12 protein-coding genes and 1 pseudogene are annotated in these 18,420 nt (G+C 38.9%); 4 read left to right on the top strand and 9 right to left on the bottom strand.

The genetic code is table 11. From position 1 onward, the window contains the following. From B3I52_RS03085 to B3I52_RS03075, 3 genes and pseudogenes are all read right to left on the bottom strand, one after another. A pseudogene (locus B3I52_RS03085) lies at positions 1-488 on the bottom strand (hypothetical protein); the annotation flags it as partial. Further along, a complete protein-coding gene (locus tag B3I52_RS03080) occupies positions 485-2,032 on the bottom strand; it encodes a type I restriction-modification system subunit M (RefSeq protein ID WP_293298583.1) in 1,548 nt (515 codons plus the stop codon). The pseudogene B3I52_RS03085 and the gene B3I52_RS03080, both read right to left, overlap by 4 nt. Positions 2,033-2,181: 149 nt before the next feature. Continuing rightward, positions 2,182-3,357, bottom strand: coding sequence for a PD-(D/E)XK nuclease family protein (locus B3I52_RS03075; RefSeq protein ID WP_293298581.1), 1,176 nt, complete (start codon positions 3,355-3,357; stop codon positions 2,182-2,184). 270 nt (positions 3,358-3,627) lie between these two features. On the opposite strand from B3I52_RS03075, the gene B3I52_RS03070 reads away from it, so the two are divergent. From B3I52_RS03070 to B3I52_RS03060, 3 genes are read left to right on the top strand one after another with little or no spacing between them, the layout of a single operon-like run. Then, a complete protein-coding gene (locus B3I52_RS03070; RefSeq protein ID WP_293298578.1) occupies positions 3,628-4,467 on the top strand; it encodes a sce7726 family protein in 840 nt (279 codons plus the stop codon). Between the two features lie 10 nt (positions 4,468-4,477). Next, complete coding sequence (locus B3I52_RS03065; RefSeq protein ID WP_293298575.1) at positions 4,478-5,413, top strand: sce7725 family protein; 936 nt, start codon at positions 4,478-4,480, stop codon at positions 5,411-5,413. Beyond that, positions 5,413-6,441 (top strand): RES family NAD+ phosphorylase, encoded by a 1,029-nt coding sequence (locus B3I52_RS03060; RefSeq protein ID WP_293298572.1) that lies wholly within the window; start codon positions 5,413-5,415, stop codon positions 6,439-6,441. The genes B3I52_RS03065 and B3I52_RS03060 overlap by 1 nt, the downstream gene beginning before the upstream one ends. Before the next feature lie 74 nt (positions 6,442-6,515). Here B3I52_RS03060 and B3I52_RS03055 read toward each other — a convergent pair whose 3' ends face one another. Beyond that, complete coding sequence (locus B3I52_RS03055) at positions 6,516-7,478, bottom strand: HNH endonuclease (RefSeq protein WP_293298569.1); 963 nt, start codon at positions 7,476-7,478, stop codon at positions 6,516-6,518. A 456-nt stretch (positions 7,479-7,934) separates the two neighbouring features. Between B3I52_RS03055 and B3I52_RS03050 the strand changes: the two genes are divergently transcribed. Continuing rightward, positions 7,935-10,499 (top strand): UvrD-helicase domain-containing protein, encoded by a 2,565-nt coding sequence (locus B3I52_RS03050; protein ID WP_293298566.1) that lies wholly within the window; start codon positions 7,935-7,937, stop codon positions 10,497-10,499. A 56-nt stretch (positions 10,500-10,555) separates the two neighbouring features. Here the strand turns inward: B3I52_RS03050 and B3I52_RS03045 are convergent, their stop codons facing one another. From B3I52_RS03045 to B3I52_RS03025, 5 genes are all read right to left on the bottom strand, one after another. Then, a complete protein-coding gene (locus B3I52_RS03045) occupies positions 10,556-11,920 on the bottom strand; it encodes an exonuclease domain-containing protein (protein WP_293298563.1) in 1,365 nt (454 codons plus the stop codon). Further along, positions 11,921-14,980, bottom strand: a complete 3,060-nt coding sequence (locus tag B3I52_RS03040; RefSeq protein WP_293298560.1) for a DNA polymerase III subunit alpha — start codon at positions 14,978-14,980, stop codon at positions 11,921-11,923. A gap of 2 nt (positions 14,981-14,982) precedes the next feature. After that, positions 14,983-16,128: a DNA polymerase IV gene (dinB, locus tag B3I52_RS03035; RefSeq protein WP_293298558.1), complete on the bottom strand. Its 1,146-nt coding sequence runs from the start codon at positions 16,126-16,128 to the stop codon at positions 14,983-14,985. A gap of 335 nt (positions 16,129-16,463) precedes the next feature. Continuing rightward, positions 16,464-17,093: a peptidoglycan recognition protein family protein gene (locus B3I52_RS03030; RefSeq protein WP_293298555.1), complete on the bottom strand. Its 630-nt coding sequence runs from the start codon at positions 17,091-17,093 to the stop codon at positions 16,464-16,466. A gap of 33 nt (positions 17,094-17,126) precedes the next feature. Continuing rightward, the gene (locus B3I52_RS03025; RefSeq protein WP_293298552.1) at positions 17,127-18,029 is read right to left on the bottom strand and encodes a histone deacetylase family protein; all 903 of its coding nucleotides are present in this window, start codon (positions 18,027-18,029) and stop codon (positions 17,127-17,129) included. Positions 18,030-18,420 lie beyond the last annotated feature (391 nt).

Genomic DNA, 18,420 nt, shown 5'->3' with positions numbered 1-18,420 from the left:
AGCTCTGCTGTAAGCTCTGTAAAACTATCTAATATACGAACGATCTCTTTTTGAACTCCAAGGGATTTTTCAGGCTTATCATAAAATGGGATTGGTATTAAAGTTTCTTTTGCACTTGTCCAATGACGTTTATAGCTCAATTCCTTCCGATAAAAATTAATAAAGGCATAGTAAATATACTTAGCATTATCAAATTTTGGTTTAAGAATTTTTAATCCATCTGCCCCTTGAATAAATTGAAAATCAACAAATTTAACATGCTCAGAATGATCTCCAAAAATGATATAACTATCTAATTTAACAGAAGAAAATTTTTCATCTGTATAGCCAGCAATATATTCTATTCCTTGATCAATTATAGGCAATTTTCCATTTTTTCTGTAAAATTCTTTTTTAAGCTTTGTTGGAGCTGTGATTACAGAAATTAGTTTATCTAAAGGTATCCATTCCACCTCTACCCCCTCCAATAATTTCTCTAGATAACTCATGCTTCAATCTCCTTTATTATCTTATCAATAGAAGTACGTAAAGCGGTAATCTTCTCTACAGTTTGGCTTATTTCGGCATTTAGTTGTATAATATCTACTTTTTCGCGATTATCTTTGTCGGCTACATAAGAGCTTACCGATAGATTATAGCCGTTAGCCGCGATTTCTGTGTTATCTTTACTAATGGCAATATGTGCAACATCTTCTTTGCCATCAAAGATGTCCATAATCTTATCGATATGCTTATTTTCTAGTACATTGTTATTGGTTACTTTCTTAAAGAATTCATCACCCGTAGCATTTATAAATTGGGTTTTGGTATTGGTTTTATTTTTTGCCAACACCAAAATATTTACGGAGATAGACGTACCATAAAATAAATTAGAAGGCAAAGAAATTACCGTTTCTATAAAGTTATGGTCTACTAAATATTTTCTAATTTTTTGCTCGGCACCACCACGGTAAAAGATACCTGGGAAACACACAATAGCAGCTCTTCCTTTGCTAGATAAGTAATTGAGTGCATGCAGAACAAAAGCAAAATCTGCTTTAGACTTTGGTGCCAATACACCTGCAGGAGCAAAACGTGGGTCGTTTATCAACGTAGGGTCATCACTACCCACCCAATTTACCGAATATGGTGGGTTAGACACAATGGCATCAAAAGGCTTAGTATCACCAAAATGAGGGTCTGTAAGTGTATTGCCTAAAGCAATATCAAACTTATCATAATTAATGTTGTGCAAAAACATATTCATACGAGCCAAGTTGTAGGTAGTATGGTTAATTTCTTGCCCAAAAAATCCTTCTTCAATTACATGGTTATCAAAATGTTTTTTTGCTTGCAACAACAATGAACCTGAACCAGCCGCAGGGTCGTAAATTTTATTTACCTTTTCTTGCTTATGCATGGCCAGTTGTGCAATCAGTTTAGATACATTTTGCGGTGTAAAAAACTCCCCTCCCGATTTACCAGCATTGGCAGCGTAGTTATTAATCAAAAATTCATAAGCATCACCAAACAAATCAATTTGGTTGTCTTCAAAATTCCCGAAATTAAGTTCCTCTACCCCCTTTAAAACCTTGGCCAATCGGTCGTTTTTACTTTCTACCGTATTGCCCAAACGGGTACTGGTGGTATCAAAATCGGCAAATAAACCTTTAATATCTTCTTCCGATGGATACCCCATGGCAGAATTCTCAATGGCATTAAAAATAGTTTTTAAATCTGTGTTCAGGTTGGCATTCGTATTAGCTGTTTTAACCACATTCACAAACAGCTGTGTCGGATAAATAAAATATCCTTTGGTTTTTATGGCGTCTATTTTTACATCTTCGGGTATATCGGCATCGTTAAATTTAGCATAGTTTACGCTTTCATCGCCTCCTTCTATATAGTTAGTAAAATTCTCACTAATAAATCGGTAAAACAGCGCTCCTAATACAAATTGTTTAAAATCCCATCCATCTACTGCGCCCCGCACTTCGTTGGCTATTTTCCATATCTTCGCTTGTAATTCTGCTCTTTGCGCTGTACTTGTCATTTGTATATTGGTTTTAATAGCTATTTTCTATTGTATTGAGTTGCAAGATATGAATTTAAATAAATCATTACTTAGACAAATAAGTCTAAACTAGGTATCAGTATGGCTATTAGTTATAAAAAATATTAACTTTTTTCATTCAAACTTATTTAAAGTTTAATTCCTTCGGTCATCTTTATCAACATGTCAATTTTCTCAATAAAAATCTTTCGCATACGGCCATCTGAAATAGCTTCATAAGCTTCCGCTTTATTCCAGTTGCCGTAAATTTCTTCCATATGGTTATACCAAGGCCACCAATTGTTATTTCGCTTTTCATTGTTGGGCAAGTTTTTCAGTTGCTCTTTCAATGGCAATGGAATTTCCATAGGTCGGCTCCAATTATCTGTACCGTTAATGGTAAGCCCAAAAATCATATTGTGGTTTCTAGCCCAGAATTGAAAGCCAATGCGAATATATTTCCATTCTTTTTTACCTAAGTAAATACCTGTATAATTTCTTCCGAAATCAATATTGTAATCACATTCAATTCCCTTTTCTATTAAAACATCAACCATTTCTTCTCCAAAATCAGTTACCATTTCTTGCATAGCATGATTTAAATTTCCCGCTATTGCAAAAGCTGCCTTAAAATTACTTTTGGTAAGTGCTGTTAATTCTTGTTCCATATTGTGGTTAGTAGTTTGATTGGTTAAATACTTAATGAGATTGATATAATGGCTAATTGCTTCCCTAACAATAGGGATAATAGCAACTTCTTTTCTACATGCATCTAACCATTCGATAATATTTTCTCTATATGAAATACATTTAAAATCTTCATCTTCTTTTAGTCCTTTACTACTTTTCTCAGAAGGCTTATCTCCCGCTAACGTTAAATAAAATAAATCTGAATGTGTTGCGTGCTTGTGGTAACGAACCAACTGCCCGTCCTGGTCTCCCGCATAAATTTTGTTTTCGATAGTAAGGTAATTATTATACTTATCTTTAATATAAATATCTATTCGCCCACCTTCTGGATCTTCGTAATTAACTGTTCCGATATATTTTTCTACAAAAACCTCGGCACTTTGCGTATCGATTTGCTGGCCTTTATAGCAGAACTTTGTGATAAATAGTTTTAGAAAGGCGTCTTTCTGTCCGTGGCTACCTTTTGGATTTAATAATTCGGCTAAAAATGCAGAGTGCATTCGTACTTCAGATGATTCGAGCTTAAGTATTCGAAACACATTAAAGCTATCGCCAGTTAGCTCGTTAATTTTTTCATATCGAGCAAAAAGACTATTAACTTGGCTAAGCAAGTTACTAATTGGAGCGTTTGTCATAAAAAGTATTATAAATTGGATGTGTGGCTAAATTATAAAAAAGCTATTATTAAACAAATGACATTAAACACCCTCAAAATTTACTACGGTTTCCCGTAAAGCAGGCATACTTTACGAAATGAGCGTTATTAGAATTTAGCTTAACTTACAGCTGGAGAATGATATTTAGCCGAAGCTTTATTACTAATACAAATAATTATTACGATTAATAATATTTATTCGTTATTATAATATTTACTTTTGACCGAAGTTTAAGCATAAAAGGCATCAATGTATTCAAACCATCAACTGAGAGATTATTCTACTCTTTTTACAAGAAGTGAAATGATGAAACTGTTGGCTAATGATTTTAATTCTATCGATGCCAAATTGGAAAGATATGCTTCGAGCCGCCGCTTTAAGGGCAACACCTATTTAAAGTTTTTTAAGCATGCCTACAAAGTACTTTCTAAACACTACCCTAACGAGTATATTTATAAGAACCAGTTTCTAAATAATTGGCTTAAAAATGAACTAGGCACCAATGATTCGGTTATTTTTAGTGAGTTACGATTAGGCAAGGCGATAGCTGATTTAGCGATGTTTAACGGTATTTCGAAGGTATTTGAGATTAAGACTATTCTGGATACAGCATATCGGTTAAATAGCCAATTGAACGTTTATCAGAAGGTTTTTAATGAGATTTATATTGTTGTTCCGTTTAGTCAATTAGAGCGTTATATAGGTATTGATGAACAAGTAGGAATTATTGCCTATGACGACAACCTTTTCCATTTAGAAAGAGCTGCTACTACCAATTACAATGTGGATGCCCATGCATTGATGGAAATGCTACACACTAAGGAATATAAACAGCTAGTTTTAGATTACTACGGAAACCTACCCGAAATGAACGCCTTTACGCAGTTTGACCAGTGTAAAGAACTGATTTCCCAAATCCCAGCCGCAGCACTAAATGGCTTGTTTATGCAGGTAATGAAACAACGTAAGACGAAACAACAATTCCTCAAAAAAGCACATATTGAGTTTAATCAAATTTGTTTATCTTTAAACCTAAGTACCAAACAGCTTGACTGTTTGGTAGCCAATTTAAATACGCAGATCACCTAAATAAACGCATATGTACTACCCTTTTTTGAGAGCTAGACAATTTGAGCTGATATCTATAAGGGAGCTTGTTGCAGACGGCACACTACAGGGTAGCATTATTCCGGTATTGGAACCTGTAAAGGAAGAGTTTGGCAACCTCAATATTGCTCACGAGATATTTCAGAACCATGAGTTCAACTGTTTCTTGATTGTTAACCCGCAAGTAGGACAAACAACAGCTTACAGTAATTTCTTTCTTGATTATATTAGTCAATTAGATAATTGCAGATTTTATCCGGCTTTTATCTATACCGACAATGAAGACTTCATTCAAGAATCTATTGCTAATTATGGTCTTGAGGATTGTATGATTATAGGGCTGGACAGTTTTTCTAACGACATTGGATTTAAGGCATGTTGTGCCATGCCAGAGGTTACTGATATTATGTTGCTTGATCCTGGCAAATACCGTAGCCTTGACCGTCACATTAAAACTTTAGGGAAGAATTACATTAGACTTGATGATGTTTTTGAGAAACAGGCAAAAAACGCTGATTTTTTAGAGATACCAGGACACAAATTCAGTGAGGAACATCTGTATTATCGGGAGGAAAATTATCAGGGCTTCTCTGATTACACCACTCTTCCCTCCTTATATGTGGAGGGTGGTAGCACGCCGAGAGCGGTGGTTATTCATCTTACCTACCAGAACGAAGAAGATTCTAATACGTTTTGGATTAGGCACTTCACGTCGGAGTCTAATGATTCTATTGCCAATGTACAGGGTAAGTTTGCCCAAGCTGCCCAAAAGGCTATTGATTTTTGCGATGCAGAAGGTATTAACAATGTCGCTATTGAAGAACTACGTAGGTATTTAACCGAAGGCCGTTATCCAGGACTTGGCACCGTTAAGAAAATCTCCATCAAAAACCACCTGATTGTAGTTGCCTCTTATCTGTTACGCTAATGGAAACTGTTTGCAAAGAATGCTTTCTTGATGAGGAACTGCGGGGTTTCATTATTGCTCAGGCAAAAGTGGGGACTTGCGCTTGCTGCAAGGCAACCAACATAGAAACCATCGCGTTAGCAGAACTTTTCGATTTTTTTAACGAGTTGTTTGCTAATTTCCAGTTCCGTGATAAAGGTGAAACCATTATCCATAAACTACAAGGCAATTGGGACTTATTTAAAAGCAATGCAATAGCTAGTAAAATTCTAAACGCAGTTATCCCGTCAATTAACACCTCAATACAAAGCATTGACGACCCTGTTGACTTTAACGACGAAATTATTGCGAACATCAATTATTGGCAAGAACTGAAAGAACAATTGAAATGGGAACGACGCTATTTGACAGATATAGCCTATTTAACGGAGGATCTTGGCTGGGATGGTTTTTTTAACAGTAAAATTAACCTGAAAAAGGAAGACCATTATTTTAGAGCGAGAATTCACACGCAACCTGCTACCGCTTCATTTCCTATTGAAGAAATGAACTGTCCTCCAAAAGCAATATCTACTGCGGGGAGGTCAAACCCTATTGGCATTCCTTATTTATATTTAAGTGATAATCCAGATACTATACTTTATGAAATTAGAGCTTCGTATTTAGATGAAGTAACTATTGCCACATTTTCTGTTGCAGACAATGTTACCGCAGAAGTTAAAATTTCTGATTTCACTGAAATACCTACCTTATTCCATCCATCTGAAGTGAATAAACGCATTAAATCTACCTTACTCAAAAAGAGCATCAGCATTGATCTTTCAAAGCCTATGCGTAGATACGACTCGGAGCTTGACTATATTCCCACGCAATTTATTTGTGAATTTATTAAGGTATTTACAGGCGTACAAGGAATTAAGTTTAGGAGCTCTTTGCATCCTACAGGCAACAATATTGTAATATTCGACGACAACCTTCTTACTTGCAGGTCAGTCGAAAAACATCAAATTAATGCTGTAACTATAAAAAGTAGAAAAAGCTTAATATAGAAGGTATACGCTTATTATAGTGGAAAAGTAAGGCTACTTAGCAACATTTGTTTCTAACTATCTTATTTGCCTATCTAACCCTTAAACACCTCGCTCCTATGCCAAGCCAAAGCTTGCTGCGCTGGGTAATGGTTTTGTTGTTGGGGCAATATGATTTGTTTTCCTTTTAAAGATGCTAGCGCATAAGGATGGTTTTTATCTTCTGTTAAATGTTCGGAAACTAGGATGCGGTAATTCTCATCGATACTGAGCAGGCCCCGATCGAAAGCTCGGTGCATGTTTGGGCAAAGTGCAATGCCGTTGGTTACGCTATCGTTTTGGCTGTGGCTAAAAGGTATGATGTGGCAGGCATCTACAAAGCTATGCCTGTATAGGCTGCTGAGGGTCATACCTGTAAAGCTGCACTGCTGTTGGTAGAGGCGTGGCACTAGGCGTTTAAACAGGCCATTGCGCACAAAAACGTCTTCTTCGGTGTGTTTACTAATGTGTTTATATTTAGCTTGAGGTTCTTCGAGCAGATCGGAGGTTTGATCGTTAAGGTAGCCTTGCCCCTGCTGTTTGGCGCTGAGCAGGTTATTTTGGGTTGCTGCGAAATAAGTAGCTAGCAATACTTGTTTGAGATAGGCACGGCTCACGGCATCGTTTAACAAGAGCCATAAATCGGCGGCTAAATAACCATAAGCGCAAACACTAGCCAACACACTTACTGATTTGATATGTGCATTGATTTGGCAGCCTGGCATAGACTGTAGAAACCAGTAGCCTTGTCCTGCTACCCTTTCGTTTTGTAAGTAGTAGAAAGGTTGGGTAAAATCTTCTTGGTGGGCAGTATTTACAAGCAAGAGCCAATTTTCTTTAAAGGTGCCTACCAGTTGGGCATCTACAAATACTCGGTTATCGGTTACGATGTTTTTTTCGATGAGTTCGATGATGCTTAACAGCAAAATAGGCTTATGCGGTGCCGCACCGTATTTGGTGCCGCCTCTTTTGAGTTTGGCAAAGGCTTTGGCGTATGTGGAGAGCGCTGTAGTTTTCATTTTGTTTGGCGAGCCCTAAGATAATTATTTTCTGTGTAAAAAAGGAGTAAGGAGTTGGAAGACCGATGACCGAAGACTAAAGAGCAAGGAGTAAAGAGCAAAGACTAAAGACTAAAGCCGAAAGAGTAAAGAGTAAAGAACAAGGAGCAAGGAGCAAGGAGTAAAGACTAAAGAGCAAAGACTAAAGACTAAAGCTGAAAGACTAAAGAGTTGGATGACCGATGACTAAAGGGTAAGGAGTAAAGAGCAAGGAACAAGGAGCAAAGAGTAAAGACCTAATTACACTTGGCTGTTTGGGGTGATTTAGCAGATTTTGCGTTTTATTCTTATCTTACGGCAAAAAATTTTCATCAACATTACATGCCCAAGCTCGTCCTCGCTGTCCTTGCCCTATTTACCTTTATATGGTTTTACCTGACCCAGCAAAACAAGAAGAAATATACCAGGCCTACTTATATGGCCAAACTACAGGAAGTCATTACATTTTTAGGCCAAATGAAAACCCTAACAGGCTATGTTACCTGGGTTGAACGCGATCGAATAAAAGCTGCCTATGCCGCAACAGAAGATTTCTTTAAGAACAAAAACAATTATTATAAGAAAGAAGAACGCATTAGGGAGTTTAACGAGTTATACGAGAACATAGACCACCATGTTAAGCAGCACAACTTAAATTACGTTAAAGCAGAAAAAGAGCGGCTAAAACTATACTTTGATGATATTGAAGGAAAAAGCCTAGATGAGCAGCAGCGCACTGCTTTGGTTACAGACGAGTACTCGAATCTTATTATTGCGGGTGCTGGTTCTGGCAAAACCTTAACCATTTTGGCCAAAGTGAAATATCTTATTGAGCAAAAAAACGTAAACCCTAATGATATTTTATTGCTATCGTTTACCAATAAAACGGTAGAGGATTTAAACAACCGAATAACAGCCTTGGGCTTGGGTACCCGTGCGGTAACGTTTCATAAACTAGGTTACAATACCATTAAACAGTTTGAAGACCATATACCGGTGACCACCAACGAAAACACTTTGAACAAGGTAATTACAGCTTATTTAAAAACCGATATATTAAACGACACGAAAGCATTAAAAGCTTACGTGGAGTATGTGGCTTGCTACATGAATATACCCGAAGAAAATGACAGCTACGCATCGTTGGGCGAGAAAATAGACACCGAAAAGGGCATTGATTTTCAAACCTTAAAATCGAAATGCGAACCTACAAACGTGGTTAAAAGCGTAAAGCTAGATACCATACAGGGCGAAAGGGTTAAAAGTGTTGAAGAACTTATTATTGCTAATTTCCTTTATGTTAACGGCATAGCCTACGAGTATGAAAAACCCTACCCGCATGGTACGGGCGTGTATCGTCCCGATTTTTACCTTAAAGATGCCGACATTTATTTAGAGCATTTTGGGGTTGATGAGAATGATGAGGCAAAATGGCTATCTGCTGTAAATGAAGAAAAGTACGTGGAAGAAATGCAGGTGAAACGCGAAATGCACAAAACATACCACACCAAACTATTAGAAACTTACTCTTACTACAACAGAGACAAAATACTGCTTAGCAAGCTTAAAGAAATGTTAGAAGCCGAAAATGTGGTGTTTAAGCCCTTAAAAGCCGAAGATATTTACACACAGGTTTCGGCAAACGACCAAAACTTTGGAAAAGAGCTAGTTAAACTTATTGAGGGCTTTATTAACCTAAGTAAATCTAGGCAGTTGGAAGCGGTGAATTTAAAAGAAATCTATTCTGCTAAATTTAGTATCAAAGATCTTTTTATGGCCGAGCGGCATGAAATGTTTTTGAGTTTTACGCTACCTATTCTAAATAAATATAACGAAACGTTGAAGGAACGCTGTGAGATAGATTTTAACGATATGATTAATAGAGCTACCGAATTAATTAGAGCTAACCAACCGAAATACAATTACCGCTATATTATTATTGATGAGTATCAAGACATTTCTTTTTCTCGTTTTAATTTGATTAAAGAAATAAGAGATCTTTCTGGTGCTCGTTTAACCTGCGTAGGCGACGACTGGCAGTCTATCTATCGTTTTGCAGGTAGCGATATTTCGCTGTTTAGCAATTTTGGGAAATATGTAGGCCATTATGAGCAGCTATTGATAGAGCAAACCTTTAGAAACTCGCAAGAGTTAATAAACGTGTCTGCCAATTTTGTAAAAAAGAACCCTAAGCAAATTGCTAAAAATCCCATTTCAAAGAAAGAGCCCCTAACCTCGCCCATCAAGTTTGTACATCATAACCGCAACGATATTGAAACTACTTTTTTAAATGAAGTGCAAAATTTGGTGACCCGATATGGCAAGAAATCTATTTTGGTGTTGGGTAGGCATAGCTTTGATGCGATTGAACTCGTTAAATATGCCAATGGCAGCATTAAATTTATAGAAAGAACGGGAAAATTAGAAGTAAAGGGGTTTGAGGATGTGGAAATTAATTTCTTAACGGTTCATAAATCGAAGGGTGCAGAGGCTGATAATGTAATTTTACTGAACCTGAAGAACGACTGGTTGGGTTTCCCTAATAAAGTAACCGACGACCCTATCTTATCCTTACTTTTAAGTGATGATGAAGCTTACCGATTTGCTGAAGAACGCAGGTTGTTTTACGTTGCCTTAACACGTACAAAAAATGAGGTGGTACTGCTTATCCCTAACGAAGCAAGTACATTTATAGAAGAATTGCTGGAAGATAGTAATTACGTTTTAACAAAGAACGGCGAATCGTTTCAAAGTACCCATTGTCCTTATTGTAAAACGGGAAAACTAAAGATTAAACAGAGTCCTATCAATAATAGTCAGTTTTTAGGCTGCTCGCATTACCCTATTTGTAACCAGACCTTTAAAAACATAGAGATTTTAGACAAAAGTTTACTTTGCCCAAGCTGCAATAGTGGTTTTATGGTTAAGCGTACTGGTAAGCATAGTGTGTTTTTAGGCTGTACCAAATACCCTAGATGCAATAATACGGTAAAGGTGAAGTAGAGGTAGCCTCTTTCTATGGGATACTACCTGCTCCACTATTTCTTTGGGATTGCACTTTAGGATAGAAAACGTTTCCTTGGATACTTTTGCACATAGCCATACACCAATTGCATCATATAGTGATTACTTTTATACGGAGTAACATATTCTTTTAGCAAAGATAGATCGGTAAACCCTTCTTCAGCAGCGATATACCCCATACCGTAAAACTCGCCGTTTTCTACCCATATACAGCTTCGTTCGTCATCGGTTCTTCCCTTATCGAGAATTGCAAAGCTTGGCCTGTTTTTCAATAGCAACTCAAGTGCGCTTTCTATCTTTTCGTTATGTTGGTTCATATCTGGCCACTCAGCCAGATTGTTTTCCGCAGCAGTTTCTCTACCTGCTGGACTTCCGTATTTACAGAAGCGGTTATCAATTTCAAATTGTTCGGCAAGGCTACGAAGTAATTTTATTCCGTCATATTCACGGTCGAAAACATGCAGGCATGTTTGATGCTTAGTGAGCTTGCCAATTGCCAAATACCTGTAACCGCTATGTGCCTCGTACTCAAAAAGGCCGTATTTAGGCTCAAAGCGTTTTAATGCCCTGTTATAAGCTGGCCAAAGTTTTTTGATCTCGGCACATTCCAACAGGAGCGCTATTAATTCGGTGGCACAGATCTCAAAGGATATACTGTATATATCCCTCAAAAAATTCTGTCGTTGTGGGTTAATATTATGTCCACTAAAATGGGATGCTACGCGTTTTTTTAGGTTTACGGCCTTTCCGACGTAGATTACTTTATGGGCTTGGTTATAGAAGTAATAAACGCCAGTTCTTTCGGGCAATGCCTCGAAATCTTCTGGGGGAAGGTTGGGTGGCAAACGCTGATCATGTGAGGTATTCTTCACCATCTTATGGATTTGCCCTTCCTCATCCCATTTTAGCAGTCTGGAAAACAGAATGGCGGTAGCATCGGCATCGCCGCCCGCCCGGTGGCGGTTTTCAATCGGTATGTCTAGGGATCGGCATAGATTGCCCAAACTATAAGAGCGGATACCCGGTCTAATTTTTCTCGCCATTCGTACGGTGCATAATTTTCTGGCTGTCCACACAAAACCTGCCAGTTCTAGCTCATGACGAACAAATGAATAATCGAAATTGACATTGTGTGCCACAAAGATGCGGGCATTAAGCATCTTGAGAACCTTCTCAGCTACCTCATCAAATATAGGCGCATCTTTTACCATTGCATTGTTAATGCCAGTAAGGGCAAAAATAGGAAGCGGTATTTCTTTTTGAGGATTTATAAGGGTTTCCCAACGGTCAACAACTTGGGTGCCATCATGGATAATAATGGCAATCTCTGTAATGCGGCTGCCACGTGCATTTCCTCCAGTGGTCTCTATATCTACTATGGCGTATTCCTGTTTTTTCATCTATTTCATTTTGTAGCGTGGCAATCCGATTTCCTGCTCCTGCGGATATGGTGCCCGGTGGGTCATGCTAATATCTTCTTTGATGTTTTGGTGTGCTTTATACTGATATGTCCGAGCTTCGGAGCTTCCGTATCGGGGGTCGGCCATAAAAGGCATCTTGGCCATTTTATGGATCGTGATGGTCGGAAAATGATAATCTACTTCGACAGTTCCTAAGAGCAGGTAACAGCCGCCGCCGTGAAAGGGATATTTTTTTAGGCAGTCGGCAAAATGGGCCGTATCGAAAAACTCACCATTGGCATCAATCCAGGTGCCGAAGTACATTTCTCCCCTTTTGGTAGGCACATGCTTTCTGGAGATGAGATAAGCGAGCATACGAACCTGTTTTTTATGGTAATGTATGAGGTTTTTAGCCATTACATCGCCCCGGAATTTGGTTTTCAGTAGGTCAAAGGGGGAACATGAAATAGGAAAACTTAGCAATTCAATTTCATCAAAAGCATCTTCGAACACGGATCTTTCAAGTTTAGGCAATTGATACTCCTTTACCGGTTCTTGTAAAAATACGGGCTGCTGGTTTTCCTTTTTATGGTTACTTAGGATTAGCCGGGCTTTAATAAGCAGTTGATTCTTTGTTTTTCCTGTAAAACGGAAGGCTCCAATAAATATCAATATCTGTAGCGCTTCGACTCCAATAGGAACGCGGTTAATAAAGTCTTCCAGTGAACTGTACTTGCCGTGTGCTGTACGTTCTGCAATTAACTTATGGGCAATCTCAGTTGGTAGGCCCTGCAGTTGCATATAGCCCAAAAATATATCCTTGCCATAAACTGTGGCTTCGATTTCGCTCCTGTTGACACATGGATTATGGATAACGCCTCCGGACATCCTTGCTTCATGTACATATACCTCCGTGCGATAAAATCCCCCTTGGTTATTGATTACGGCCACCATAAATTCTACGGGATAATATACTTTGAGATAGAGGCTTTGATAACTCTCTACGGCGTAAGATGCCGAATGTGCCTTACAGAAAGAATAGCCTGCGAAACTTTCGATCTGACGATAAATCTCCTCGCTCAACTGGTGGGGATGTCCCAAACGTTGGCAGGAAGTAAAAAAATTATCCTTAACTCTCTGCAACGCTGTTTTAGAGCGCCCCTTACCGCTCATGGCACGTCTAAGGATATCGCCATCTGCCGGAGCAAGGCCGCCATAATGAAGTGCAATCTTAATTACATCTTCCTGGTACACCATTATGCCATATGTTTCGCCCAACTGTTCTTTAAACACCTCATGGAAATACTCAAATTTATCGGGATGGTTATGGCGGTATATATATTCCTTCATCATGCCAGATTGGGCAACGCCTGGCCTGATAATAGAAGATGCTGCCACCAATGTTTTATAATTATTGCATTTTAATCTCCTTAACAAACCCCGCATAGCCGGGCTTTCGATATAAAAACACCCAATTGTATTACCTGTTGCCAGGTATTGATTAACTGTAGCTTCGTCCTTTGAAATTCGTGTGTCCCGGATATCAACTCTTATACCTTGGTTTTTCTCGATCAACCTCACACTCTCATCAATGTGGCCAATACCTCTTTGAGAGAGTATATCGAACTTATCGAAGCCTATATCTTCAGCAATGTGCATATCAAACTGCACAATGGGAAAGCCCTTGGGCGGTAGCTCTAGCGTAGTGAAATTGGTAATAGGTTCGTCGGAGATCAATATGCCACATGAGTGCATACTTCGTTGGTTGGGATATTTTTCGAGCATCAATCCATATTTCTGCACGAGCATTACGATCTTGTTGGTATCATGCTGTGCCATTGGATTTTTAGCAAGTATGTCCAACTCTTCTTTTGGGAGGCCGAATACCTTTCCCACCTCCCGAAAGATTGAACGGTATTTAAATTCTACGTTAGTACCACAAAAGGCAACGTGATCCCTACCGTAACGGTTAAATATATACTCCAGGATAATATCCCGTTGCTGCCAACTCCAATCAATATCAAAATCCGGTGGTGTCTTTCTATTGAGGTTTAAGAACCTCTCGAAATAGAGATCCAGTTCGAGCGGACATATATCGGTAATACCAAGGCAGTAGGCTATGATACTATTGGCGCCACTGCCCCGCCCAATGTGCATAAAGCCCATACTGTTACTGTAACGGATAATATCCCACGTAATCAGAAAATATCCGCTAAACTGTAATTCGTCAATTACCTTCAACTCCTTTTCGACCCTTGCCCTGGCTAGTGTATGTTCTTTGCCATATCTCCTGTACATCCCTTGTATCGACAGGTTTCTGAGCAATAACATATCCGATTTTTGGCTGTCGGTATAAAATCTCCGATTTTTTGGTGTGCTAAAATCAAACTCAAAATTGCATTCTCCAATGATTTTGGTTGTGTTTAAGACGATCTGCGGATATGAAAGATATTTATCCAGCAGATCTGCCATAGGAAGCATTACATCCGATCTTTTGCAATAATCGTCCTCAATAAGTTTTGATAATAATGCATTGGTATCAATTGCCCGAAGTATCTTGTGTAGGTTATACTCACTTTTTGTGCGATAAACAACTGGCTGAAGTATTACCATTGCATGAAGTTTATCTTTCCATTTTTGCTGATAGAGGAGAGTAAGCTCTTCGGGCCTTACTCCTATATATTCGAAATCACGCAATGCTTCTGGAGCATTACCCATTGAATAGACCACCACTACATCATTAAATATAGGAGCGATAGAGGGTAGTTCAGTACCATTCAGGTTATGCGCTGTTAAGAAGCGGTTCATTTCTGCTAGCCCCGAAGCATTTTTTGCTAGGCCTATAAAATGGAGTTTGTTTTTTTGTCTAAACTCTATGCCTACCAATGGCTTAATCCCTGCTTCCCTGCATCCCTTGAAAAAATCATAAATACCCGTAATGGTATTGACATCTGTGAGCGCCATTGCCTGTACTCCACAAGCAATAGCTTCTCCGATCAGTTCATCAAGAGGTATTGTACCGTAACGCAGGCTATGATAGGAGTGGCAGTTGATATACATTTTTACTTCCTCTTATATTCTCCACCACGGGTAACGGCATTAGACCCAAAACGCTTTTTCATCCGGTCCATCGCCTGGTACAAGGACATCATTTCTATGGTATCTTCAAACAAGTTGATCTGGTATGTTCCTCTTACAAGCCCGCCAAACTGTATCCCGATCAAGCGTAACCTCATCCTTCGTTGGAATAAGGCTTCAAAAAGTTCCAATACCACTCTGGATAGTATGTGATCGGCAGAGGTATAGGCTATTCTTCTCTGTTTTGTTTCGGTATCGAAATTTGCATAGCGGATTTTTACAGTGACCACAGCAGTAAGCCATTGTTCGTCCCGCAGCTGAAAGGCCAGTTTTTCCACCATTCCCGTAAGAATGGACTTCATCTTTACCATATCTATCGTATCCTGTCCAAAAGTCTGTTCAGTAGATATGGACTTGCGCTCCCGGTAGGGTTCTACTTCACTAAAGTCTAATCCGTTGGCCTTCTTCCATAGTTCCAGCCCGTTCTTGCCTATCATTTGCTGTAGTATTTCCTTGGGCATCTGGGCTAATGTTTCGATAGTTCTTATTCCAATACGCGAGAGCAATGTAAAGGTCTGTTCTCCGAGCATGGGGATTTTACGTATCGAAAGCGGATTTAAGAATGGTCTGACCATGGGTTGTGTAACCTGAAGTTTGCCATTGGGCTTACCTTCGTTGGTGGCCATCTTTGATACGGTCTTGTTAATTGAAAGTGAGTAACTAAGTGGAAGCCCGGTTTCTCTGGTAATGGTATGAACGAGTTCCCTTGTCCATGCGTAGGCTCCAAAGAACTTATCCATGCCGGTCATATCAATATAGAATTCGTCTATGCTTGCTTTTTCCATTACCGGAGCCTTTTCGCCAATAATCTCTGTCACGGTCCTAGAAAGCTTTGAGTACAGTTCCATATCTCCCTTTACCACTTTGGCCTGAGGGCAGAGCCGAAGTGCCATCTTCATGGGCATAGCTGAACGCACTCCGAATACCCTTGCCTCATAAGAACAGGATGCTACCACGCCTCGATCCCCTCCACCGATGATCAAGGGTATATTATTTAGCTGAGAGTTCATTAATCGTTCGCAAGACACAAAGAATGTATCCAGATCCATATGCACGATATGCCTTTCCATTATGATAAAAAATTAGGATACAAAACTAGCTAATGTAAATGAATACTAAAAATATTAGCGTCAAAAACTAAAAAAATTAGCCTTTACATCGCTACTAGATTAAAGGGAGTATTATATTTTATTGACATTTTATTTGACGATTAAAGCAACCAATAGCAACTTTAGGAGTAAAGGTTAAGATTGAGATTGAGGTTGAGGTTGAGGCTGAAAGCTCAAAGACTAAAGCTGAAAGACCGATGACCGAAGTTGAGAGAATAAGGGTTGAGGTTGAGGTTGAGATTGAGGGTGAGATTAAGTTGGAAAGACGGTGGGCGTTAACCAAACGAAGCATAACCTTAACCTCCCTTGCTCCTTACTCCTTGTTCCTTAGTTACTTCATCAACAATATAACCACTTTTAAAATAGCTGTAAATATCTTCTCCGGGGCAAGTGGTTTGTTTGCTATGGTCTTTATGGGTAGAGATTTTGGTTGGCGATATACCGTATTTTATACATTGGTCAGCTAATAAATTAGTGAGCACCTTTAACAGTTTTTCATCTAATTTTTGTTGGTTATAATTACCCAAAAAGCAAACCAGCAAATGACCAGTTGGGTCGTACTCCGTATTGGTTTCGCCAACGGTTAAAGGGTCTCTGCCTTGATAAACCGTACCGTCTGGCGCAATTAACAAATGATAGGGCACATCGGCCCACTTACGATCAGGCCCCATTCCCCAAGTTTGTATGTTCTTAAGCCTTTGCTTGGCATCGTCATTTAGGCCTAACAGCTTACCCCCTTCGTGGTGCACGGTAATTTGCACAGGGATGTGTTGTTTATAAGGCCTGCCCACTACCCCATTCCATTCGCTTTTAGGCCATATTTTAACGGTATCGCCTTTTAAAGGCCTAATGGTTTGGGCATTGCTTTGTGCTACACCAAGAAAAAACACGCTACAAAGTGCACTAATGATCGGTTTTAAGTTCATTAAAGTAAGGTTTTAGATTATCAAATTTAACGTTTAACTCCATAGCTCAAAAGCAGTTCTAAAAGTATTGCAATGTGCATCCACAATAATTTTAATATCTTCAGAATAGCCACCGCCCATGCTTACTTGTACAGGCAGCCCGTTCTTTAAGCAATTTTCAAAAACAATTTGGTCGCGTTGCTTACAAGCGGCTTTACTTAAGGCAAGCTTGCCCAATTTATCGGTAGCCAACACATCTACACCAGCAAGGTAAAAAACAAAATCGGGCTTGTGCTTATCAAGTATCAATGGCAACTGCTCATTTAAAACAGTTAAAAATTCTTCATCGCCAGTACCGTCTGCCAAGGCTATGTCTAAATCTGATTTTTCTTTCCGAAAAGGGAAATTTTTATCGCCATGCATCGAAAAAGTGAACACCCTATTTTCTTTCTCAAATATTTGGGCCGTGCCATTACCTTGGTGTACATCTAAATCAATAATTAAGATACGTTTGGCAAGTTGATGATGTAACAAATAATTAGCCGCAATAGCCTGATCGTTTAACAGACAAAAACCTTCGCCCCAATTGCTGCCAGCATGATGCGTACCTCCGGCCACATTAAAAGCAATGCCATTTTGCTGTGCGTACATTGCCCCGTCAATAGTTCCCTGTGCTATCCTAATTTCACGCTCTACCAATTGCGCATCTAGCGGAAAACCTATTCTGCGCTGTTCTTTATAGGGCAAGCTAAGCTCCTTTAACAGTTGCCAGTAACCTGATTCATGTGTATTTACAATATTGTCTTCGGCAGTTGGCTCCGGAGCAAATAAATGCTGTTTAGTGATTGTTCCTTCGTGCAGTAATTGTTCAGGTATCAGTTCGTATTTTAACATGGGGAAACGATGCCCAGTTGGCAATGGGTGCGCATAGATAGGATGATAGGCAATTTTGATCATAATTTACCAACAAAGATAAAACAACAAAGAAATAATGATTTCACGAAAAGTTCTTAATCCTTGTTTCTTAATTACCAATAACCAAGCACCAATAAACAAACGATGAACAAACTTAACACTCTTTGTTCTTTGCTCCTTGTTCTTTACTCCTAATTACCAATAACCAAGCACCAATAAACAAACGAGCAACAAACTTAACACTCCTTACTCTTTGCTCCTTGTTCTTTACTCCTAATTACCAATAACCAAGCACCAATAAACAAACGATGAACAAACTTAACACTCCTTACTCTTTGCTCCTTGTTCTTTACTCCTAATTACCAATAACCAAGGACCAATAAACAAACGAGCAACAAACTTAACACTCCTTGTTCTTTGCTCCTTGTTCTTT

It is taken from the genome of Pedobacter sp. UBA4863 (assembly GCF_002399615.1).
GTDB lineage: Bacteria > Bacteroidota > Bacteroidia > Sphingobacteriales > Sphingobacteriaceae > Pedobacter.
This window is presented reverse-complemented; position numbering and strand designations above follow the sequence as displayed.

Excerpts from the sequence above, each read along its gene's own strand:
- B3I52_RS03075 (WP_293298581.1), bottom strand. The coding sequence starts at position 3,357 with ATGACAAACGCTCCAATTAGTAACTTGCTTAGCCAAGTTAATAGTCTT.
- B3I52_RS03030 (WP_293298555.1), bottom strand. The coding sequence starts at position 17,093 with ATGAACTTAAAACCGATCATTAGTGCACTTTGTAGCGTGTTTTTTCTT.
- B3I52_RS03080 (WP_293298583.1), bottom strand. The coding sequence starts at position 2,032 with ATGACAAGTACAGCGCAAAGAGCAGAATTACAAGCGAAGATATGGAAA.
- B3I52_RS03040 (WP_293298560.1), bottom strand. The coding sequence starts at position 14,980 with ATGTATATCAACTGCCACTCCTATCATAGCCTGCGTTACGGTACAATA.
- B3I52_RS03055 (WP_293298569.1), bottom strand. The coding sequence starts at position 7,478 with ATGAAAACTACAGCGCTCTCCACATACGCCAAAGCCTTTGCCAAACTC.
- B3I52_RS03065 (WP_293298575.1), top strand. The coding sequence starts at position 4,478 with ATGTACTACCCTTTTTTGAGAGCTAGACAATTTGAGCTGATATCTATA.
- B3I52_RS03070 (WP_293298578.1), top strand. The coding sequence starts at position 3,628 with ATGTATTCAAACCATCAACTGAGAGATTATTCTACTCTTTTTACAAGA.
- B3I52_RS03050 (WP_293298566.1), top strand. The coding sequence starts at position 7,935 with ATGGCCAAACTACAGGAAGTCATTACATTTTTAGGCCAAATGAAAACC.
- B3I52_RS03060 (WP_293298572.1), top strand. The coding sequence starts at position 5,413 with ATGGAAACTGTTTGCAAAGAATGCTTTCTTGATGAGGAACTGCGGGGT.
- B3I52_RS03025 (WP_293298552.1), bottom strand. The coding sequence starts at position 18,029 with ATGATCAAAATTGCCTATCATCCTATCTATGCGCACCCATTGCCAACT.
- dinB (WP_293298558.1), bottom strand. The coding sequence starts at position 16,128 with ATGGAAAGGCATATCGTGCATATGGATCTGGATACATTCTTTGTGTCT.
- B3I52_RS03045 (WP_293298563.1), bottom strand. The coding sequence starts at position 11,920 with ATGAAAAAACAGGAATACGCCATAGTAGATATAGAGACCACTGGAGGA.